Source organism: Streptomyces sp. NPDC059649, from assembly GCF_042734445.1.
Taxonomy (GTDB): Bacteria; Actinomycetota; Actinomycetes; order Streptomycetales; family Streptomycetaceae; genus Streptomyces.
Window position 1 is genome coordinate 67,610 of record NZ_JBHWDV010000029.1, and the last position, 20,815, is coordinate 88,424.

At 73.1% G+C, this 20,815-nt stretch carries 20 protein-coding genes; 11 read left to right on the forward strand and 9 right to left on the reverse strand.

The annotated features are described in order from the left end of the window. The first annotated feature begins 270 nt into the window (after positions 1-270). Both ACFV1J_RS26335 and ACFV1J_RS26340 read left to right on the forward strand, forming a co-directional pair. Positions 271-747, forward strand: a complete 477-nt coding sequence (locus ACFV1J_RS26335) for an SRPBCC family protein (RefSeq protein ID WP_385861948.1) — start codon at positions 271-273, stop codon at positions 745-747. Between the two features lie 353 nt (positions 748-1,100). Continuing rightward, on the forward strand, positions 1,101-2,900 hold the full coding sequence (locus ACFV1J_RS26340; protein ID WP_385861950.1) for a M28 family peptidase: 1,800 nt from the start codon (positions 1,101-1,103) through the stop codon (positions 2,898-2,900). Between the two features lie 113 nt (positions 2,901-3,013). Here the strand turns inward: ACFV1J_RS26340 and ACFV1J_RS26345 are convergent, their stop codons facing one another. Next, positions 3,014-4,018, reverse strand: coding sequence for an Lrp/AsnC family transcriptional regulator (locus ACFV1J_RS26345; RefSeq protein WP_385861952.1), 1,005 nt, complete (start codon positions 4,016-4,018; stop codon positions 3,014-3,016). 545 nt (positions 4,019-4,563) lie between these two features. Here ACFV1J_RS26345 and ACFV1J_RS26350 point away from each other — a divergent pair. Further along, positions 4,564-4,884: an ArsR/SmtB family transcription factor gene (locus ACFV1J_RS26350; RefSeq protein ID WP_385862014.1), complete on the forward strand. Its 321-nt coding sequence runs from the start codon at positions 4,564-4,566 to the stop codon at positions 4,882-4,884. Positions 4,885-4,890: 6 nt separating this feature from the next. Further along, complete coding sequence (gene mgtA, locus ACFV1J_RS26355; protein ID WP_385861954.1) at positions 4,891-7,626, forward strand: magnesium-translocating P-type ATPase; 2,736 nt, start codon at positions 4,891-4,893, stop codon at positions 7,624-7,626. Between the two features lie 91 nt (positions 7,627-7,717). Here mgtA and ACFV1J_RS26360 read toward each other — a convergent pair whose 3' ends face one another. Next, a complete protein-coding gene (locus ACFV1J_RS26360) occupies positions 7,718-9,130 on the reverse strand; it encodes an MFS transporter (protein ID WP_385861956.1) in 1,413 nt (470 codons plus the stop codon). Positions 9,131-9,163: 33 nt separating this feature from the next. Between ACFV1J_RS26360 and ACFV1J_RS26365 the strand changes: the two genes are divergently transcribed. The 4 genes from ACFV1J_RS26365 to ACFV1J_RS26380 all read left to right on the forward strand — a co-directional run bounded on the left by ACFV1J_RS26365 (position 9,164) and on the right by ACFV1J_RS26380 (position 11,200). Beyond that, positions 9,164-9,463, forward strand: a complete 300-nt coding sequence (locus ACFV1J_RS26365) for a TetR family transcriptional regulator (RefSeq protein WP_385861958.1) — start codon at positions 9,164-9,166, stop codon at positions 9,461-9,463. A gap of 80 nt (positions 9,464-9,543) precedes the next feature. Next, a complete protein-coding gene (locus ACFV1J_RS26370) occupies positions 9,544-9,918 on the forward strand; it encodes a cupin domain-containing protein (protein ID WP_385862017.1) in 375 nt (124 codons plus the stop codon). A 22-nt stretch (positions 9,919-9,940) separates the two neighbouring features. Continuing rightward, the gene (locus ACFV1J_RS26375) at positions 9,941-10,480 is read left to right on the forward strand and encodes a DUF4232 domain-containing protein (RefSeq protein WP_385861960.1); all 540 of its coding nucleotides are present in this window, start codon (positions 9,941-9,943) and stop codon (positions 10,478-10,480) included. Between the two features lie 75 nt (positions 10,481-10,555). Next, positions 10,556-11,200, forward strand: coding sequence for a LysE family translocator (locus ACFV1J_RS26380; protein WP_385861962.1), 645 nt, complete (start codon positions 10,556-10,558; stop codon positions 11,198-11,200). A 28-nt stretch (positions 11,201-11,228) separates the two neighbouring features. On the opposite strand, the gene ACFV1J_RS26385 is transcribed toward ACFV1J_RS26380, so the two are convergent. From ACFV1J_RS26385 to ACFV1J_RS26395, 3 genes are all read right to left on the reverse strand, one after another. Next, entirely contained in the window at positions 11,229-12,407 is a 1,179-nt protein-coding gene (locus ACFV1J_RS26385) for an MBL fold metallo-hydrolase (protein ID WP_385861964.1), read from the reverse strand. 106 nt (positions 12,408-12,513) lie between these two features. Next, positions 12,514-12,864, reverse strand: coding sequence for a GNAT family N-acetyltransferase (locus ACFV1J_RS26390; RefSeq protein WP_385861966.1), 351 nt, complete (start codon positions 12,862-12,864; stop codon positions 12,514-12,516). 590 nt (positions 12,865-13,454) lie between these two features. After that, the gene (locus ACFV1J_RS26395) at positions 13,455-14,861 is read right to left on the reverse strand and encodes an NAD(P)/FAD-dependent oxidoreductase (RefSeq protein WP_385861968.1); all 1,407 of its coding nucleotides are present in this window, start codon (positions 14,859-14,861) and stop codon (positions 13,455-13,457) included. Between the two features lie 440 nt (positions 14,862-15,301). On the opposite strand from ACFV1J_RS26395, the gene ACFV1J_RS26400 reads away from it, so the two are divergent. Further along, entirely contained in the window at positions 15,302-16,279 is a 978-nt protein-coding gene (locus tag ACFV1J_RS26400; protein ID WP_385861970.1) for a carbohydrate kinase family protein, read from the forward strand. On the opposite strand, the gene ACFV1J_RS26405 is transcribed toward ACFV1J_RS26400, so the two are convergent. From ACFV1J_RS26405 to ACFV1J_RS26415, 3 genes are read right to left on the reverse strand one after another with little or no spacing between them, the layout of a single operon-like run. After that, entirely contained in the window at positions 16,252-17,157 is a 906-nt protein-coding gene (locus tag ACFV1J_RS26405) for an SAM-dependent methyltransferase (RefSeq protein WP_385861973.1), read from the reverse strand. The two genes, ACFV1J_RS26400 and ACFV1J_RS26405, sit on opposite strands and share 28 nt — an antisense overlap. Continuing rightward, positions 17,154-17,435, reverse strand: coding sequence for a DUF397 domain-containing protein (locus ACFV1J_RS26410; protein ID WP_385861975.1), 282 nt, complete (start codon positions 17,433-17,435; stop codon positions 17,154-17,156). The genes ACFV1J_RS26405 and ACFV1J_RS26410 overlap by 4 nt, the downstream gene beginning before the upstream one ends. 7 nt (positions 17,436-17,442) lie before the next feature. Beyond that, positions 17,443-18,309: a helix-turn-helix transcriptional regulator gene (locus tag ACFV1J_RS26415; protein ID WP_265364510.1), complete on the reverse strand. Its 867-nt coding sequence runs from the start codon at positions 18,307-18,309 to the stop codon at positions 17,443-17,445. Positions 18,310-18,445: 136 nt separating this feature from the next. On the opposite strand from ACFV1J_RS26415, the gene ACFV1J_RS26420 reads away from it, so the two are divergent. Then, entirely contained in the window at positions 18,446-18,910 is a 465-nt protein-coding gene (locus ACFV1J_RS26420) for an ATP-binding protein (RefSeq protein ID WP_385861977.1), read from the forward strand. 42 nt (positions 18,911-18,952) lie between these two features. On the opposite strand, the gene ACFV1J_RS26425 is transcribed toward ACFV1J_RS26420, so the two are convergent. Further along, positions 18,953-19,753, reverse strand: a complete 801-nt coding sequence (locus tag ACFV1J_RS26425; protein WP_385861979.1) for an SGNH/GDSL hydrolase family protein — start codon at positions 19,751-19,753, stop codon at positions 18,953-18,955. A 251-nt stretch (positions 19,754-20,004) separates the two neighbouring features. Between ACFV1J_RS26425 and ACFV1J_RS26430 the strand changes: the two genes are divergently transcribed. After that, positions 20,005-20,814 carry a tyrosine-protein phosphatase gene (locus ACFV1J_RS26430; protein WP_385861982.1) on the forward strand — a complete coding sequence of 270 codons (810 nt, stop codon included), beginning with the start codon at positions 20,005-20,007 and terminating at the stop codon, positions 20,812-20,814. Position 20,815 lies beyond the last annotated feature (1 nt).

A 20,815-nucleotide genomic window follows, 5' to 3' on the forward strand; every position in this document is an offset into this window, starting at 1 on the left:
AATCCTCCGCCCCCCGACCCCTCCAACCCTCCGCTCCCCGAATCCTCGGAACTATACGAACCACCGGAACCTCGACGACACCTCGAAGGCGCCTCCCATGCACCTCCAATACGCCCCAAGGCACCCCCAGGCACCTCGAACGGACGTCGAAATCCTCCACCGCTACGGGTACGGGCGGTGCGGGCGGGTACGCGGAGGAGCGCCGGCCCGGTGCGGAATGCGCACGACGGGCCGCCCAGTTGGAATTGTCACCGCTGAGGAGGAGTGGACATGAGCACGGTGAAGGAGACGGTAGACGTCGAGGTCCCGGTCCGCACCGTCTACAACCAGTGGACGCAGTTCGAGGAGTTCCCGCAATTCATGGAGGGCGTCGAGGAGATCCGCCAAATCGACGACCGCCATAACCATTGGACCACCAAGATCGGTGGTATCCGGCGGGAATTCGACACCGAGATCATCGACCAGCTCCCGGACGAGCGGATCGCCTGGCGGACCACCGCGGGCGACACCCGGCAGAGGGGTGTGGTCAGCTTCCAGCGCCTGGACGACAGCCACACCCGGGTGCAGCTCGTGATGGAGGTCGAGCCGACCGGGGCCGCGGAGAAGACCGCGGACATGACCGGTCTGATCGACCGTCGCACCAAGGGCGATCTGCGGCGCTTCAAGGAGTACATCGAGCAGCGCGCGAGGGAGACCGGCGCATGGCGCGGCCGTATCCGGCCGGGCGGCTCCGGGCCCGTCGTCTGACGCGGTACGGAACATCTCCACATCTCCCGGAGGGGCGGCGGCAGCCGCCCCTCCGGCGTTTCGGCGGGCTGCCCATCCCGCACTCCCGCCCTCCCCGAAAAGTGCCCGGATATCGGGCATCGCCTGCTGTTTTCCGACAAACACTGCTCCGCGGCGGGACATCCGTTGACGTCAGGGCGTCGGCGGTGTGATGGTACGGCCGCCATGCAGGGCATGGACATGCCCATCCCCTAGGGCGCGGACCTGCTCATCCCCCACTGGGCAACCCGCCGCCCGACCGGGCACGGCGTACGCACGCACCCCATGCCTCCGGCGTACCACCCCTCACCCCCCAACCCCCTCAAGGAGCCCTGGTGTTACGAAGACTCGCGGTGACCGGCGCCTCCCTCGCCGTCACCCTCGCCTCCGCGCTGCTCACCACAGCCCCCGCGTCCGCCGCACCCGTCACGGCAGCAGCCAGCCACGCCACCCCCGCCACCACCGCCGCCTCCCCCGTCCGCGCCCTTGACACCCGCGCCGCCGACGACGCCCCCGACATCGACGTCACCAAGGTCCAGGCGCATCTGACCGAGCTCAACGCCATCGCGAACCGTAACGGCGGCACCCGTAAATCCAGCGGTCAGGGCTACCGGGACTCGGTCGCCTACGTCAAAGGCCGTCTGCAGTCGGCCGGTTACACCGTCACCGAGCAGCCCTGCACCTCCGGCTGCGCCGGCGGGGCCGGGCCCAATCTGATCGCCGAGTGGCCCCAGGGCGACACCTCGTCGGTATACATGTTCGGCTCGCACCTCGACAGTGTCGGGGCCGGGCCCGGCATCAACGACAACGGTTCCGGTTCGGCGGCCCTCCTGGAGACCGCCCTCACCCTCGCGGAGCGCCACCCGGCGATGGCGGCCCGGGCCCGGTTCGCCTGGTGGACGGACGAGGAACAGGGCCTCAACGGCTCGGACTTCTACGTCCGTTCGCTCTCGTCCGCCGAGCGGTCCCGGATCAAGGCGTACTACAACTTCGACATGATCGCCTCGCCCAACGGCGGCTACTTCATCAACCACCTCACCTCCACCGCCGCCCAGCCGATGAAGGCGTACTGGGACTCGCTCGGTCTCCAGCCGGAGGAGAACACCGAAGGCGCGGGCCGGTCCGACGACTACTCCTTCGAGCAGGCCGGCATCCCGACGTCCGGGTACGCGATGGGCGCCGGCGCCCGGAAGACCTCCGCCCAGGCGGCGAAGTGGGGCGGCACCGCCAACCGCGCCTATGACTCCTGCTACCACCAGTCCTGTGACACCACCGCCAACATCAACGCCACCGGACTGGACCGCAGTGTCGACGGCATCGCCGCCACGCTGTGGAAACTCGCCGTCGCCGGCTCCACCCCCGCCAACGACTTCTCGCTGACCGCCAACCCCGCCTCGGGCAGCGTCACGCCGGGCGAGTCCCTCACCGCGACGATCGCCACACAGACCACCAGGGGCTCCGCCCAGACGGTGGCGCTGTCGGCGTCGGGCGCTCCGGCGGGCGTGACCGTCTCGTTCAGCCCCGCCTCGGTGACCAGCGGTGCGAGCTCCACGATGACCGTCGCCACCGCGGCGTCCGCCGCTCCCGGGACGTACCCGCTCACGGTCACCGGCACCGGCTCCGGGCCCGGGGCGGTCACCCACACCACGTCCTTCTCCCTGACGGTCAAGGGCGCCGGAGGATGCACCGCCGGGCAGCTGCTCGCCAACGGGGGCTTCGAGAACGGCACTTCGCCGTGGACCGGCGACACCGGCACGATCGGCGCCCACAGCGGGCAGTCCGCCCACGGCGGCAGCCGGTTCGCGTGGCTCGGCGGCTACGGCTCCGCCGCGACCGACACCCTCAGCCAGTCGCTGACCCTGCCCGCCGGATGCCTCAGGGCGACGCTGACGTACTGGCTGCACATCGACACCGCGGAGACCGACCACACCGCCTATGACACCTTCCGGGTCAAGGTCGGTGACAAGACCCTGACGAGCTGGTCCAACACCGACGCGGCCGCCGGCTACGCCCAGCACACCCTGGACCTCAGCCCCTACGTCGGCCAGCGGATCACGCTCACCTTCACCGCCACCGAGGACACCAGCCTGCAGACCAGCTTCGTCCTCGACGACACGTCCTTGCAGGTGTCCTGACGGCGTCCGCTCTCGGGAGCTGCTCCAGATGTCCTGACGGCGTCCGGTCTCCGGAAGGCCTCCAGGTCTCCTGAAAGCACCGCCCACCCACCCCCGTCCCGCCCGCTGCCGTGTCAGCGGGCGGGACGGGGCAGCAGGGCGCCGGCCCGCTTCACGGTGCGGATGACCGGCGCCGTCTCGATCGAGCGGATCGCGTCCAGTGCCGCGATCCGCTCGGTCAGATACCGCGCGAGGTCGACGGAGTCCCGGCAGTTCACGGCCGCGAGCAGATTGGTCGGCCCGGTGGTCAGCGCCACCAGCGACACCTCCGGGTGCTCGGCCATCGCCGAGCCCACCTCGGCGAGCCGGGACGGCCGTACGGAGATCCACAGGCGCGCTTCGGCGCGGAAGCCGAGGGCGGCGGGAGGGACGTCGACGAGGAAGGTGAGCACACCGGCCCGGCGCAGGGCGGCCACCCGGCGGCGCACGGTCGACTTGGACCACCCGGTGGCGGCGGCGAGTTCGGGGTGGCCGGCCCGCCCGTCCCGCGCCAGCACGTCGAACAGCGGCCGGTCGTCCGGCCCGACCGCAACCCCGGCCTCCCCGGGCGCCTCACCGGTGCCGTCGGTCAGGGGCCCCGGCGGGTTCAGCAGCGCCGTCTGTTCCGGGGTGAGGCACGCCGGACCTGCCCAGGTGTGGGGCAACGCGTAGTGGCCCAGGAGCAGATGGGCGGAAACGGAGGTGACCCGGGCGGTCCTGGGCAGTTTGTGCAGGAGCAGGGCCTCGCTCTCGTCGGCGGTGGGGGTCTGGGCGGTGCACGAGATCTCGGTTCCGCCGGAGAGCAGATACACGTACGAGGTGTCGGTGCGGGCGGCGAGTGCCGTGGCGAGGGGTCCCGCCGCGTCCGGTGTGCACCGCAGCCGGATCGTCCAGGCGTGGTGGCCGAGCCGGGCACCGTTGAGCGTGCCGGCCACGCGCAGGGTCCCGGCGGAACGCAGCCTCCGGTAGCGGCGGGCGACGGTGCTCTCGGACACCCCGAGCACCTCCCCGATGAGCAGGAACGGCGCCCGTCCGTCGATCCGCAGGGCGTGCACCAGTCCGCGGTCCACCTCGTCCAGGCTGCCGGTCGCCGTCTTCATGAGGCAGGAGTGTGCCAGTTTCCGCCGGCGCTGTGGCCGGGGTGACCCGTCACCGTCCTCCCTCCTCGACCCGGTACGGTCGCGGCGTTCTGGTCGATGCCGCATGCGCGGGTGTACGCGCAGTGCGACCGGCTGGTGGAGGCGGGGCTGCTGTCGGAGGTGCGGCAGTCGGGCGGGCGGACAACTCGCCGAGCACCACCGCACGCTCGGGGTTTACGAGGAACTGGCCGAGCGGAGGGGCGAGTTGCTGACCCGCGGACAGCGCGAGGCGCTGGCGTTCGGTAGCCGCTATGAGCGGATGGTGGTGGATTTCTGGCAGTCAGTGGGGGGAGCAGCGCGGGGAGTGAGAAAGCCGCGCGCAACAACGGAGGTCGACCGGTCCTCGGGGGCCCCGGTGTGGCGTCCCGGTGCCCGCGGCCCGCTGGCCGGCGGCACCTAGACTGACCCGGTCGGGACGGGAACGGCGTCCCACCAGGGGGACGGAGACGGCAGTGGGCGGACGCGGCACGGGCGACGGCGGCGCGGTGGACGACCCGTCCACCGAGATGCTGGCCGAGGCGGCCGCGGTGTTCGGACTGCTGGCCGCGCCGCCTCGGTTGCACATCGTCTGGGCGCTGACGCAGGGCGAACGCGATGTGAGCGGGCTCGCGGAGCGGATCGGCGGGGCGCTGCCGGCGGTGAGCCAGCATCTGACGAAGCTGAAGCTCGCCGGTCTGGTGCGCTCGCGCCGGGAGGGCCGCCGGGTCGTGTACTTCGTCGACGACCCCGATGTGGTGGCGGTGGTACGCCTGTTGTTCGACCGGCTGGACGCCCGCCGCACCGGACGGTCCGCGGCCGCCGCCGACCTCCGTTCCTTCGGCGCCTGAGTCCGCGTGCCCGGGACCACCGCGGCGCCGGGCGGCGGCCGCACTCCGCTGCGGGCGGCCGCCGTACGGGCCCACGCCGATCCGTGCGCCGGCCCCGGCAGCGCGGACCCGGCCCGGCTGACGACGCTGGAGCTGCTGCGCCGGCTGGCTGCCGGGCCGCGCGGACTGACCGCGGAGCAGGCCGAGGAACGCCTGGTCCGGGACGGCGAGAACGTCGCCCCCAGCTGGCGGCCGGTCTCCTGGCCGCGGCGCTTCCTCGGCAGTCTGCGGGACCCGTTCACCGCGGTGCTGCTCTGTCTCGGGCTGGTGTCGGCGGCCATCGCCTCATGGGGCACCGCCTGCGTGGTCCTGGTGCTGGTCGTGGTGAGCTGTCTGCTGCGCTCGGGCGGCGAGCACCAGGCCGGCCGGGCGATGGCTTCGCTGCGCGAACTGGTCGCCACCACGGCCTCCGTGCAGCGCCGCGCGGACGACGGCGCGGCGCCGGTGGTCCGGGAACTCCCCGTCGACCAGCTCGTCGTCGGGGACGTGATCCGGCTCGGGCCCGGCGATCTGGTGCCGGCCGATGTCCGGTTGCTGCGCGCCAGCGGGCTGACCGTGCACCAGGCCGCACTGACCGGCGAGTCCGCCCCGGTACCGAAGTACGCCCTCGATGTCCCGCCCGATACGGACGACGGGGCGCCCGAGCCGCCCCACCTCTGCTTCCAGGGCAGCAGTGTGGCCTCCGGGAGCGCAACGGCCCTGGTCGTCGCCACCGGTGCGGACACCCGGTTCGCCGCCGCGCACCCGGGCCCGGCCCGGCGGCGGACGGAGAGCGCCTTCGACCGCTCGGTGCACGGCATCGCCTGGACGCTGATCCGCTTCATGCTGCTGACCCCGCCGGTGGTGCTGATGGCGAACGCCGCGCTGCGCGGGCGGGGCCTGACGACGCTGCCGTTCGCGATCGCGGTGGCGGTGGGTCTCACGCCGGAGATGCTGCCGGTGATCGTGACGGCGACGCTCGCGCGCGGTGCCTCGGCGCTCGCCCGCACCGGCGGCGTGATCGTCAAACGGCTTCCGGCGCTGCACGACCTCGGGGCGATCGAGGTGCTGTGCCTGGACAAGACCGGCACCCTGACCCAGGACCGGCCGGTGGTGACGCGGTCCGTGGACGCCCGGGGGGCCGACGATCCGGACGTGCTCAACTGGGCGTCGGTGGGCAGCTTCTGGGCCCTCGAACTCGCCGAACTGCCCGCACCGGACTCCCTCGACGAGGCGGTCCTCGACGCCTCGGCGGCGTACGGCGCGGATCCGCTCGCCCACGACGGGATCGCCGCGCTGCCGTTCGACCCCGCCCACCGGCTCGCCGCCGCCGTCGTCCGCAGCCCGGGCTCGTACGGCCGGCACACGCTCGTCGTCAAGGGTGCCGTCGAGGACGTCCTCGGCCGCTGCGGACGCGTCCGGCGGGACGGTACGGAGGCGGAACTGACCGAGGGGGAACGCCGGCGGCTGCTCGACCTCGCGGCGACGGAGGCGGCCGGCGGGCTGCGGCTGCTCGCCGTCGCGCGCGCCGAACGCCCGGCCCGTTCCGGGGCTTACGGGGAGCGGGACCTTCGGGGGCTCACCTTCCTCGGCTGGGTCGCCCTCCGTGACGCGCTCGCCCCCACCGCCCGGGCCGCGCTGGCCGGCCTCGCCCGGCGCGGGGTCGCGGTGAAGGTGCTCACCGGCGACCACCCCGGCACCGCCGCCCGGGCCTGCCGCGATCTCGGTCTGGAGCCCGGCGAGGTACTGACGGCCGATCAGCTCCGGTCGGTCGGCGGGCCGTCGCTCGCCGCGGCCGTCGAGCGGGCCAGCGTCGTGGCGCGCTGCACCGCCCAGGACAAGGCCCGGATCGTGGCCGCGCTGCGCGAGAGCGGCCGGACCACCGGGTTCCTCGGCGACGGCGTCAACGACCTGCCGGCGCTGCTCACCGCCGATGTGGGCATCTGTCCCCGGGGTGCGGTGGCCGTGGCCCGTGAGGGCGCCGATGTCGTGCTGGCCGACAAGGACCTGACGTCCCTCGACCGTGCGCTCACCGCCGGACGCCACAGCAGCGCCACCATCGCCGCGTACCTGCGGATCACGCTCTCCTCCAACCTGGGCAACGTGCTCGCGATGCTCGCCGCCGGCCTGCTGCTGCCGTTCCTGCCGATGCTCCCCGCCCAGGTCCTGGTGCAGAACCTCTGCTTCGACGCGGCCCAGCTCGCGTACGCCTACGACCGGCCGGCGCCCGGCGCGGCAGACGGCCCGGCCGTCCTGCGGCCACGCGCGGTGCTCCGCTACGTCATGGCCTTCGGCCTCCTCAACGCGGCCGCGGACCTGGCCACCTTCGGGGCGCTGGCACTCGCCGTGCGCGTCACGGGCGGCCCCGGCGGCCCGGCGGTGTTCCACGCCGGCTGGTTCACCGAGAACCTGCTGACCCAGGCGATGATGATGCTGCTCCTGCGCACCGGCCGGCCCGCCCCCGGACGCCGCACGATCGGCCCGGTCCACCTCGCCGTCACCGCCCTCGCCGCCCTCGGCCTCCTGCTCCCGCTGTCCCCGCTGGCCCCGCTCTTGGACATGGCCGCCCCGCCGCCCCTGTACGACGCACTCCTCGCCGCGGTCCTCGCCCTCTACGCCGTCACCCTCACCACGGCGAGGCGGCGTTACGCGCCCGATGGCCCGCCGGCCCGGGAGCCGTCGACCGTCGGCCCGGACGGCAGTGCGCCGCGGTCGCGGGTGTAGCGCCGGGCCGTGGCCTTCTCGGCGAAAGGCCGACCGTCACCGTGCCCGAGCCGGCCGGCCGGCAGCCGGATACGTCGTCGGGCCGCTCGCCTCACCCGGTGGCGCCGGACGGTGCCGGCCGTGGGATGCAGAAGAGGGCGAGGGCGGCGGCCGTCAGGTACGCGGTGGCGCCGATGGCCATGCTGAGGCGCAGCCCGGTGGTGAAGCCGGCGGTGCCGGCCAGCAGGGAGCCGCCCAGCGCCACGCCTGCGGCGCTGCCGACCTGTCGGGTGGTGTTGAACAGGGCGGAGGCGGTGCCGGCGTAGGTGTCCGGGGCGGCCGACATCACGGTGGCGGTTGCTCCGGTGAGGGCGAAGGACGTACCGAAGCCCGCCGCCATCATCGGAGCCACCAGCAGGGCGTACTCCGGTTCCTGGCCCGCGGCGGCCCAGCCGGCGAGGCCTGCCGATGCCAGCAGCATGCCCGTCACCACGAGGGGCCGGTGTCCGGTGCGGCGGGCCAGCCGCCCGGACAGGACGGAGGCGAACATCGTCATGGCCACCGCCGGGAAGAGCGCGAGTCCGGTGCGCAGCGCGGTCAGGCCGCGGTGGTGCTGGAAGGAGAGGCTGGCGGTGAAGATCATGCCGTAGAAGGCGAAGTTGAACAGCAGGCCGATGGCCGCGGCCCCGCTCATCGGGCGGGAGCGCAGCAGCGCGAGGGGCAGTACGGGGGTGCGGGCGAGGCGTTCGCGCAGGAGGAATCCGGCAGCGGACAGCAGGCACAGGCCGGCCCCGGCGAGGATCAGGGGGTCCGTCCAGCCACGTCGTCCCGCCTCGTTGAGGACGGCGGTCAGCAGGGCCACCGTCGCGACCAGCGCACCCTGCGCCGGCCAGTCCACGGGGCGGTCCGCCCGCCGGGCCGAGACGGACACATGACGCAGCGTCAGCAACAGGCAGGCGGCTCCGACGGGCAGGTTGATGAAGAACACCCAGCGCCAGCCCACGGTGGTGACCAGCAGACCGCCGAGGAGCGGACCGGCGGAGGCGGCGATTCCGGCCATCGAGCCCCAGAGGCCGAAGGCCCGGGAGCGCTCGGCGGGTGAGGGATAGGCCTGCTGGAGGAGGGCGAGGGAGCCGGGCACGATCAGTGCCGCGCCGAGCCCTTCGCCCAGCCGGGCGGCGACCAGGAAACCGGCGCTCCGGGCGAGTCCGCAGCCGGCGGAGGCGACGGTGAACACCACCACCCCGGTGCAGAAGATCCGGCGGTTGCCCAGCCGGTCCCCCAGTGCGCCGCCGGTGAGCAGCAGACCGGCGAAGACCAGGGTGTAGCCGTCCGTGATCCACTGGATGCCGGTGAGCGAGGCCGACAGCTCCCGCCCGACCACCGGTACGGCGACGTTGATCACGGTCACGTCCAGGATGACCATGAAGTAGCCCGCACAGACCGCGAGAAGCGGGGCCAGGGACCGGCCCCGACCCGCGGGTCCGTCCGGTCGATCGGCCCGAGGACCCGCGGCACGCACCATGGCGACACGGTATTCCCGGGACGCGCGCCTGCCGTGGCTCGAGTCGTCCGGCGGCGTGCCGGAACGTCACACGCCACCGCGTCGTCGAGGTGCGACGCGCGGCGCCGATCCGCTCACCGAACTCCGCCGGGTGACCACCGCTTTGGTACGTGCACGCCGGCACGGATCGCGCAGGCCGCGCGCCAGGTGTTCGGGCGCGAGGGGTACGCCCGGGCCGAGGTCGATGCGATCGCCGCCGAGGCCGGCGTCTCCACTTCCCCCCGAGCACTTCGCGCTGGTCCGCTCGATCCACGCGGAGGTGCCCCGGCTGCCCGCCGCCGTACATGCGGCTGACGACGGACGGGCTCTTAGGGCTCGACCAGAACCGCATCGGGCCGGCGGTGGGCGGCACCGGTCCGCATTTCCACAAAACGATGTCCGAGTCGTTCTACGTGCTCTCGGGCGAGATACATGTCTTCGACGGCGAGCGCTGGTTCGACGCGTCGCGGGGCGATTACCTCTACATTCCTCCGGGCGGGGTGCACTCGTTCGGGAACATCTCCGGTGAACCGGCCGAATTCCTGGTGCTGTTCGCGCCCGGCGCGGCGCGGGAGGGGTATTTCACATGGCCAAGGGGCCGGCGGCGGATTCCTGGGAGGACCGGGCGGCCCTCCGCACGTCGTTCACGACCCGCTGAAGTTCCGCCGCGGGCAAGGAGAGCGCCGCCGGCGGAGAGATCTTCCTCACGCGCACCGCGGTCCGAGGCAACCGACCGTGCGTCAAACCCCTCCTTACACGGCAGGGAATGAATTCGTGAGGAATGGGGGAGCCGTGCGGCGGCGTTCACTTCTCGCGGCGACATCGGCCGCGCTCGTCCTGACCGTCTCCGCCGGTCTCGGCCTGACCGGCTGCGGTTCACCGCGGATGGCGGCACTGCACGCCAACTGCACCACCAAGGGGCTGCGGTGGAAGCTCACGGTGCTCAAGAAGCCGGCGCACGGCATGCACCGTAGCGCCCGCCTGACGATCGTCAACAAAACGTCCCGGCCGTGCGTCTTCGGCGGCTACCCGCTCTTCGAGGTGCATGTCGGCAAGGGGCCGATGGCCGGCGGCAAGGGGCGCGGCGCGGTCCCGCCGCCCATCGATCTGCGCGCCGGCGGCACGGTGACGACGGCACTGCGCTACAAGGACGCCGAGCCCGGCATCCCGTCCGCCGAGTGCCTGGTCAGCAATGTGGAGGCGACGGTGGCCGCACCGCACGACCGCTCCCTGCGGTCCATAACCGCCCGGGACGAGTCCGGCCGGCGCTCCCTGCTGAACGTCTGCGACGACACGGTGTGGATGAGCCCGCCCAAGGAGGCGGCCCAGTAGCGCGCGATCTCCAGGGTCTCCCGGCCCTCGTGCGGGGCCGGCCCGGCTGGTTCAATGGCCCGCGAGGTGAGGGATATGGTGTCGGCCGACCGGCTGCTGGGCTTTGCGGTGATGTCGCTGCTGGTGATCGTGATTCCGGGGCCGAGCGTGCTCTTCGTGATCGGCCGGGCCCTGGCGCACGGCCGCCGGACCGCGCTGGCCACGGTCCTGGGCAATGTGCTCGGCTCGTACCTGCTGGTGGCCGCGGTGGCGTTCGGTCTCGGTGCGCTGGTCGAGCGGTCCGTCACGGTGTTTCTGGCCGTGAAGCTGGCCGGCGCGGCCTATCTGGTTTTCCTCGGCGTGCAGGCGTTCCGCCACCGCAAGGACATGAAGGTCACCGACGTACGGCCGTCCGGGCGGCCGGCCCGCGGCGATCTGCGGACGGTCGCCGACGGAGTGCTCGTCGGCTGCACCAACCCCAAGGGGATCGTCTTCTTCGCCGCCGTGCTCCCGCAGTTCGTGGACCAGGCGGCGGGCGGGCTGCCCGCCCAGATGCTCGTACTGGGTCTGGTGCCGATCGGCATCGGCCTGGTCACGGACACGGTGTGGGGGCTCACCGCCTCGGCGGCCCGCGGTTGGTTCGCCCGGTCCGAGCGCCGGCTGTCGCTGATCGGCGGCGCCGGGGGGTTCGCGATGATCGGCCTCGGGGTGACGGTGGCGGCGACCGGACGCGCGGACTGACCGGCGCCCGGTGCCGCAGCCGTCCGGCTCAGCGGTCCGCGGCGAGATCGGCGTCCAGGACCGCGGCCCCCACCGGCGGCCAGGCGGGCCACCCCTGGACCGGCGGCACCGCGACCGCCCGCCACCACGGATAGCCGACCGGCGGACCGGCCGGCTCGAACGGCTCGCCCGGTCTGGGGTGGACGGTGGTCACCCCGGCCTTCCGGCCCGCGCTCAGCGTCCATTCGGCCGGCTCGGCCCAGGGGTGCGGGGCGAGGTTGAAGGTGCCCCAGTGGATCGGCAGCAGGACACCGGTCGGTGCGCCGCCCTGCAGATCCAGATGGGACTGAACGCCCTGGGCGGGGTCCATGTGGATGTCCGGCCAGAACTCGCTGTACGCACCAATCTGGATCATCGTGGCGTCGAACGGGCCGTGCGCCGCGCCGATCTCCGCGAAGCCGGGGAAGTAGCCGGTGTCGCCGCTGTGGAAGATGCGGTGGTCGGGGCCGGCGACGACCCAGGAGGCCCAGAGGGTGTGCTGCGGACCCCGCAGACCGCGGCCGCAGAAGTGCTGGGCCGGGGTGGCGGTGAGGGTGAGGTCGCCGACGCGGGTGGACTCGTGCCAGTCCAGCTCGGTGATCCGCGCCGCGGGCACGCCCCAGAACTCCAGGTCGGCGCCGACCCCCAGCGGGACGACGAAGACCGCGCCGGTGCGGATCAGGGCCTGGATCGTGGACATGTCGAGATGGTCGTAGTGGTCGTGGGAGATCACCACGGCGTCGACCGGGTCCAGCTCGGCAAGCTCCACCGGCATCGGGTGCATCCGCTTCGGGCCCGCCCAGGTGAACGGCGAACAGCGCTCGCCCCACACCGGGTCGAAGAGCACCCGCCGCCCGTCGATCTCCGCCAGTACGGTCGAATGCCCCAGCCACGTCAGCCGCAGCCCGGAAGCGGGCGGAACGCGCAGGTCGGCAGCGGTCTCGCCGTACACCGGAATCCGGCCGACCGGGGCCCGGCGCAGCCGCCCCTCGCGGTTCAGCTGGGTGCGCGCCATCGGCAGCGCGGAGCCGTCGAGCAGCTGCCGGGTCTGCACCGGGTTGCGGAACTGGCCGTCCACGAACTGCGGCGACCTGCGTATCCTCGCCAGCCGCTCACCGGTGGGCCGGGCGCCGAAGCTCGCGGGACGCAGCGCGGACAGTCGGGTACGGCGGGAACGGGAACCGGGCACGGCACCTCCATGGTCGGGGCGGTCGCGAAGTGAACGGGCCACGGGACCGGTGGGTTCCGCCCCACCCCGGCCACTTCGCACCTCCCCTCAACACCGCGGCCCCGGCTCACATTCCGTGACCGGCCGTCTCCCCGGCGTGGCATTCCCGTACGACGTGGTCCTCCACCGCCCGGTACCCCAGTCGTCGGTAGAGCGCATTGCTGGTGGGGTTGGCGAGATCGGTGAACAGCACCACCTCCCGGGCCCCGGCGGACCGGGCGGCGGCCGAGACCGCGGCGGTGACCGCCCCGGCGAAACCGCGTCCGCGCAGCTCGGGCGGGGTGTGGAAGGGGGTGACCCGGGCCGTGCCGGCCAGCGTGCGGGTGACACCGGCCATCGAGACCGGGCGGCCCCGGTCCTCCCACAGCAGGCAGCGGCCGTCCGCGATCCGGTCGTCGAGCGCCCGGCGTCGCGCCACGGCGGGCCGCCGATCTCGGCGGCGAAGGCCGCGAACCAGTCACGCAGCAGGTCCCGGTCGGCGGGCGTGGCGGTGCGGGCGGCGCCGGGTGGTGCGGGGTGCGGAGGCGTCAGTTCCGTGAGCCGGTGGAGGCGGCGGCGGGAGGCGGTGCGAAGCGTTCCGCCGTGCCGTCGCCGCCAGGCGGTGGCGAACGCCTCGGCGACGGGCCGGCAGCCGTTCACTCCGGGCGGCCGGGGCCGCTCGCGGGCGAGGACGTCGGCCAGCGCGGCGGCCGCGGCCTCCGGCATCGGGGAGAGCAGCACCGGACGCGGCGGCGTCCACACAAACGCCCCCGTGGCCTCCCCCGCTCCGTCCGGCCGCCACCATCCGAAGGCCGGGGCGTCATCCCCGTACGCGTCGGGGCCGAGCGTCCGCAACGAGGACGCCACCGAGAGCAGCACCGTGTGCGCCACCGGCCGGCCGCGCAGGAACTCCCCCGCCGCCGCCTCGAACGTGTCCGGGTTCCGGGTCGTGGTCCACGTCATGCCTCAGCATGGCGCGGGGACGGGCGCCGGTGCAGCCGGATTTCGGGGCCGGGCCGCGGGGGCCCGTCAGAGCGGTTCGACGGCCGCCGGCGGGGCGGGCAGCGCGGGGCGGCGGGGCAGCAGGACCGTGCGCAGCAGGACCCGCGGGGTGACCAGGCGAGCGGGCGGGGCGGTGAGGCTGAAGACGTCGCGGAAGGCCGCGCCGACCACGGGGTCGATGGCGGCGCGCACGGTGAGCCGGTCGAGGTACCAGGTGCCGAGCCGCTCACCGAGGCCCGCGCGGGCGCCGTCGCCGGTGGCGTACGGGCGGTCCGCGCCCACCGCGGCGAGCCAGGCGGTTTCCGCGGCGCGGGCGACCGCGCGCTGCGCCTCGGCCGCGACACCGGGACGCGGTCCGCCGCGGGCGGCCAGCGTGCCGCGCACCGCCAGCGCGCCCAGTGCGGCGACCGACATGCCCTGCCCGTACACGGGGTTGAAGGTGCAGCCGGCGTCCCCCAGGACGAGCAGGCCCTCGGGCAGGGCACCGGGGCGCTCGAAGCGCCGGCGGCGGTTGCAGGTGTCGCGGAAGCCGTGCACCGGGGAGAGCGGTTCGGCCCGCGCGAGCAGTTCGTGGACGTACTGGTCGCCGATGGTGGCGGTGAAGGCGGTGAACTCCGCCGGGTCCGTGGGCGGGTGGTGCCCGCGCACCCCCGACAGGGTCAGCAGCCAGTTGCCGTCCTCGACGGGGACGTAGGCCGCACCGCGCGGGCAGCCCGGCCAGCCGGGGACGTTGACCCCCGCGTCGGCTGCGGCGTCCGGGTCCTTGGGGCGGTACATCCGGGTGGCGTAGGCGAGGCCGGAGTCGACGGTCTCCTCCTCGGGGGCGGGCCGGCCCAGTGCCGCGTACCACTGGGGCGCCCGGGAGCCGCGGCCGGAGGCGTCCACGACGAGGGTGGCGGGCAATTCCCGCTCGGTGCGGGCGCCGGCCGCGCCGGCCCGGGCGCGGACGCGCACCCCGGTGACCCGGTCGGCGTTCCCGGTCAGGCCGGTGACCTCGGTCGCCTCCAGGACCTCGATGCGGGTGGCCGAGCCGGCGGCCGCCGCCAGCGCGCGTTCCCGGACCACGGCGTCCAGCACCGGCCGGGTGACGCTGAGCGTCGGATGGCGGCGCTCGTCGAACCGGCGCTGCCAGCCGGCGGGCGTACGGGTGAGCAGATCGCGCGACAGGTACAGGCTGCGGGCGCCCGCGTCGGTGAGGGCGGCGACGGTGCCGGGCAGCAATTCCTCCAGCGCGCGCCGGCCGCCGCTGAGGAGGATGTGCAGATGGCGTGCCTGGGGTACGCCCTTGCGGAAGGCGCGGCCCTCGGGGTAGCGGTCGCGTTCGACGACGGTGACGGTGTCGACGTGGCCGGTGAGGGCGGTGGCGGCCAGCATTCCGGCGAGGCCGCCGCCGATCACCAGCGCGGTCCGCCCGCCATTGGAGTGCTCTGCCATTCCTGCCTCGCTCCCCGCCGGGCCGCTCCGGCCGCCGCCCGGCCCGCGCGCCGCCCGGCCCGGAACCCGTTCGCCGGACCCGGCCGCGGCGCGTTCGTGCCCGCAACGGAGCACCGCCCGCGGGACCTGATCATGTCCGTCCCTCAGACTTCAGTGCGGCCGTCGTCCGTGTCAACCACCCTTGCCGCCACGGGAGTCGGGGCCGCCGCGGCGCCCTGGGGCAGCTTCCTCCGGCGGCCCGCCCGCGCCCGTTCCGCGCCGGTCACGGTGCACCGGCGGGGAGCCCTGCGCGTCGCGTCCCCTCCTCGTGCCACCCCCGTCCCGGACATCCCGGCTTCGGGCGGCGCGGCGTCTAGACTCCCGGCAGCGGACGCACCCGGTCCGCGAACGGTCTCACCAGCAAGGGATTCGTCTCACCAGCAAGGGATGCAGGGACGCTCGTGACATTCCAGCAGGTATCTGAGCCGTATGACGCATATGACGTACTCGTGGTGGGCGGGTCGGGCGTGGACACCGTCGTGCCGGTCGGCGCGCTGCCCGTACCGCCCGCCGATTCCCACCCGGTCCCGCCCATCAGGGAATGGGCCGGCCACACCGGGACCGGCGTCGCGCTGGGCTGTGCGGCGCTCGGACTGACCACCGGATTCGTGGACTTCATCGGCGACGACCCTCCCGGGGCGCTGGTCCGCGAGCGACTGGCCGGCACCGGTGTGGACTTCCGGCCGCTGGTCTCCCCGCACGGCACCCGGCGCGCGGTGAACCTCGTCGCCCCCGACGGCCGCCGGATGTCCTTCTACGACGGGCGGGACCCGCTCGATCTGCGGATGCCGCCGGAGCACTATCTGCCGGTGCTGCGCCGGGCCCGGCACGTCCATCTGTCGATCACCCACTTCACCCGCTTCCTCTACGACGACATCGAGGCGCTCGGCCTTCCGGTCTCCACCGACCTGCACGACTGGGACGGTCTGACGGACCACCACCGGGAGTTCGCGTTCCGCTCGGACCTGGTGTTCCTGAGCACGGCCGGGGCGGGCGAGCGGATCGGGCAGGTGATGCAGGAGATCCTGCGGCAGGGGCGGGCCCGGGCGGTCGTGGCGACGGCCGGCGCGGGCGGCGCGTATCTGCTCACGCCGGACGACCGGACCCCGCGGCCGGTGCCGGCCGCGGTGCCGCCGGGCCCCGTCGTGGACAGCAACGGGGCCGGCGACGCCTTCGTCTGCGGCTTCCTCTACGGCCGGCTGGCGGGCCGGCAACTGGAGGACTGCGCACGCCTGGGCGCGGTCGCGGGGGCGTACGCGTGCACCTCGCCGGGCACGCACACGGCCCTCATCGGTCCGGAGGGCCTGCGCGGTGTGGTTCCCGAGCCCGCGGCGGCGGCCGAGCCGGCCGGTCAGTCCTTGCGGCCGACGCCGCCGTAGAAGATGGTGTTGTTGAGTTCCTCGGCGTCGGGCACCGGTCCGTCCGGCCGCCACAGCGGGACGCGGACGACGCCCGGGTCGAGGAGGGTGAACGGCCCGAAGAGCGGCTCGATGCCGGCCTTGGAGCGCAGGTTGAGGCTGGCCGTGGCGCTCTTGTAGACGTCCTCCACCCCCGCCCGGGCGACCTCGTCGGTACGGCCGCCCGGGTAGCCCTCGTAGGGTTCGCCGGTGGCGTGCGACAGGACGAGGTGGCTGCCGGCGGGGAGTGCCTCGGCGAGGGTGGCGATCACGCCGGCCGGGTCCTCGGCGTCCCGGAGGAAGTGCAGGACGGCGACGAGCAGCAGCGCCACCGGTTCGTCGAAGTCGATCAGCTCCCGGACCACGGGCTGGTCCAGGATCGCCTTGGGGTCGCGGACGTCGCCGAGCACGAAGCCGGTCTGTGTGGTGTTGGTGAGCCGGGCGCCGGCGTGGGTGGCGACGATCGGGTCGTTGTCGACGTAGACGACCCGGCAGTCGGGTGCGGTCCCGCGGGCCACCTCGTGGGTGTTGGGCGAGGTCGGGATGCCGGTGCCGATGTCGATGAGCTGGCGGACGCCGGCGTCGACGACGGTGCGCACCGCGCGGCGCAGGAAGGCGCGGTTGGCGCGGGCGCTGAGCCGTACCTGGGGGTGGACCTCGATGACGCGCTCGGCGGCCACCCGGTCGACCTCGTAGTTGTCCCAGCCGCCGAGGTAGTAGTCGTACATCCGGGCCGGGTGCGGCCGGCTGGTGTCGATCTCCTCGGCGGAGAAGCCGGTGTGTTCGGGGCCGGGGGCGTACGGTCCGATCTCCGGGACCTCGAAGTCCGAGTCTTCCGGGGGGAGTTGCTGCCCGGTCATGCCGGCCTCCGGTCGGTGCACCGGCCGGCCGGTGCCGCGGTGAGCAGGAAGTCGGCGTGGCCGGCCTTGGCGCCCTCGATGAAGCTGACCATTTCGCGGTGGGTGTAGATCAGCGCCGGGCCGTCCGGGTCGGTGGACTGGCGCAGGGCGATCCGGCCGTCCCCCAGCCGCATGGCCTCGACGCACTCGCCACCGTTTCCGCCGCTCCACGGTTTGTGCCAGCCCTCTGTGCCCAGTTCTTTGGCGGGCATGCCGTTGTAGATGCGTATGCGATCCATGGGGGGTTCAGATCTCCTTGCGAAAGCCACCCAGAATGGCCTCGGTGGTGTGTGCCGGCGCGGCCTGCGCACACATCCGGTCCAGGGCCTCCAGGTACTGCGAAACGTCGTTGCGCTGGTCGAAGTACACGGCTCCGACGAGGCTTTCCGTGTAGGCGATGTCCGGGAGTTCCGGGATCGGGAAACGGAAGATGTGGAAGGGTCCGTACATGGCGGGGTGCGGTCCGGCGGCGAAGGGCATCACCTGCAGCCGGACGTTCGGCAGCGCGGTGGCCTCCATGAGCCGGGTGATCTGGTCGCGCATCACCTTGGGCCCGCCGATCGGACGCCGCAGGACGGTCTCGTCCATGACCACCCAGAGCATCGGCGCGTTGTCGCGGGTCAGCAGGGACTGCCGTTCCCTGCGCAGGGCGACGATGCGGTCGATCTCCGCGCCGGAGGCGTGCGGCATCCCGGCGCGGAGCACGGCGGTGGCGTAGTCCTCGGTCTGCAGCAGGCCGGGAACGTAGTGGGGTTGGTAGGCGCGGATGAGGTTGGCCTCGCCCTCCAGGCTGACGAAGGCGCTGAACCACTCCGGGAGGACGTCCCGGAAGCGGTGCCACCAGCCGGGTTTGTTGGCCTCGCGGGCCAGGCCGAGGAAGCCCTCGATCTCCTCCTCGTCGGTGACGCCGTAGGTCGCCAGCAGCTTCTCGACGTAGGGGAGTTTGAGTCCGACCTCGGCCTTCTCCATCCGCCGGACGGTGGCGTGGGTCACGTCCAGGGCCGCCGCGGCCTGCTCGTAGGAGAGTCCCGCCTTTTCGCGCAGGTCCTGCAGTCGCTTGCCGAGCACCACCCGCAGGACGGTCGGTGCGCCTGCCGACCGTGGGTCCGCCACGTCCGATCGCCTCCAACTGACTTCAGTGTTCAGCAGTGTGTCATGCCGTCAGCAGGACGAACAGACTGCACTGACGATTCTGCAAATTACAGAGTGATCCTTGCCATCGGTGACCGACATCGCACATAGTTACGGCGTGGCTTCCTCCAACAACGCTCCCTCGTTAGGGCGCTGCGGCGGCTTTGTCGCCCAGCACCCGCAGGACGCGTTCCACTTGCCGGCGCGACGCACGTCCGTGCCCGAGGCGCGCAGACGCGTCCAGACGCTGCTCGTCGAGTGGGGCGCGGCTCAACAAGTCCGCGACGACGTGGAGTTGGTGGTCTCCGAGCTGTTCACCAATGCCGTGCGGCACACCGGCAGCGAGAAGGTCGGCTGTGAAATCGCCCTCATCGGCGCGCACATCCGCATAGAGATCACGGACGAGGGCGACTTCGCCGGTTCGGCGCCGCGGGTCCAGCCGGGCAGTCCGGACCAGGAGTGCGGCCGGGGGCTGTTCCTGGTCGGCGCGCTCTCCGACAGCTGGGGCTCGCGGCCGGCGGACAGCGGGCACGGCCGTGTGGTCTGGGCGGACCTGCCGTACTCCAGCGCCGCGGCGCACTGAGGCCCCGTTCCGCCGTCGGCGGACGGGGCCTTCGTCAATGCTTCACAGCGGCAGCAGGTCCGGCCGCTTGGGCTCGACGTGGTCGCCGGAGGACTCGCCACGCAGCCGGCGCCCGATCCACGGCACCAGATGTTCCCGCGCCCAGTGGATGTTGTCCCGCCGCGCCTCGGCGGCCGAACGCCCCGCCTCCGGCGGCCAGGGCTGGTCCGGGTCGGCCGGCACCGGCAGGCCGAGCACCTGCGCGGCGCGCAGCGCCACCCGGGTGTGGCCGTCGGCCGACAGATGCAGCCGGTCCTCGCTCCAGGCCCGCCGGTCCTGTACGGACTTCAGCGACCACAGGTCGAGCACCGGGCAGTCGTGCCGGTCCGCGATGGCCCGGACGTGCGCCGTGTACGTGGCGATCTTGCCGCGCAGGAGACCCAGCACCGGGACCCCGCGGGTGTCGAAGCCGGTGCAGAGCAGGACCGTGCCGACCGAGGAGCGCAGATCGGCCACCGCCGCCTCGTAGCGCTCGGCGACCGCGTCCGGGTCGGAGCCCGGCCGGAGGATGTCGTTGCCGCCGGCACAGAACGTCACCAGGTCGGGGGCGAGCTCCTTGGCCCGCGGCACCTGTTCCTCGACGATCTGGTCCAGCAGCCGTCCCCTGATCGCGAGGTTGGCGTAGCGGAAGTCACCTTCCGCCTGCTGGTCCGAGAGCAGGACCGCGAGCCGGTCCGCCCAACCGATGTACACCCCGTCAGGGCCGGGATCCCCGACCCCCTCCGTGAAGCTGTCCCCGACGGCTGCGTACGACCCGATGGCGCCCATGGCGCCACTGCTGATGTTCTTCGAATCGTCTGCCACGTCAGGACATACTTCACCTTGAGAAGTGACTTACGCCACCGTAACCAGGGGTTGACGAGGGGTGATTAATGCCACCAGGTCAAATTCTCCTCAAGTTGGAATAAGAATCGGTCATCCCGGCTGCCGAGTGCTTCCCCGCGCCCCGCGCCGCTCCGATTGCGGCCTGATTTCCTATTGCATCAATGTCGTATCGTCGGGACTGCCCCGCCTCGTCGACGAGCAGCGTCGGCGAACGACCCAGAGGAGCGCCCGTGACGCAGCAGACGCCGCAGGTCCCGCAGGCTCAGCAGGAGCTCGCGGAGGTCCGCAACTTCCGCGACGTGGGCGGCCTGCCGACCGTGGACGGGCGTCGCGTACGGGAGGGCAGACTGTTCCGCAGCGGGCACCTCGCCCATGCCACCGCGGAGGACGCGGCGTTCCTCGCCGGCCTCGGACTGCACACCATCTTCGACTTCCGCAACGCCTCGGACATCAAGCTGGAGGGCCCCGACGTCGCACTGCCCGGTGTGCGCAACGTGAACATCCCGCTGACCGACCCGGCCGACGGTGCCGAGTTCTGGACGATGGTCCGCGACGGTGAACTGGACCAGCTGCGCACCGCGCTCGGCGACGGCAAGGCCGCGGCCCGGATGGCCGCCACCTACCGGCACATCATCACCACCCGTACCGACGACCACAGCCGGGTGCTGCACGCGCTCGCCGAGGACAGCGTCCCCGCCCTGATGCACTGTGCGGCGGGCAAGGACCGCGCGGGTCTGTCCGTGGCCGTGACCCTGCTGGCGGTCGGGGTGGAGCGGGACGCCATCGAGGCCGACTACCTCAAGTCCAACGACCCGCACCGCCGCTACAAGATCCGCCGTTCCGACAACTCAGCGGTCGGGATGTCACAGGAGGTCATGGAGCTGCTCTCGCCGCTGTTCGGCGCGCACACCGACTACCTCGCGGCCGCCTACGACGCGATCGAGCGGACCTGGGGCTCGACGGAGAAGTACCTGTCCGAGGGCCTGAAGCTGGCCCCCGAGACCCGCGAGCGGCTGCGCGAGGCCCTGCTCACCGACTGAC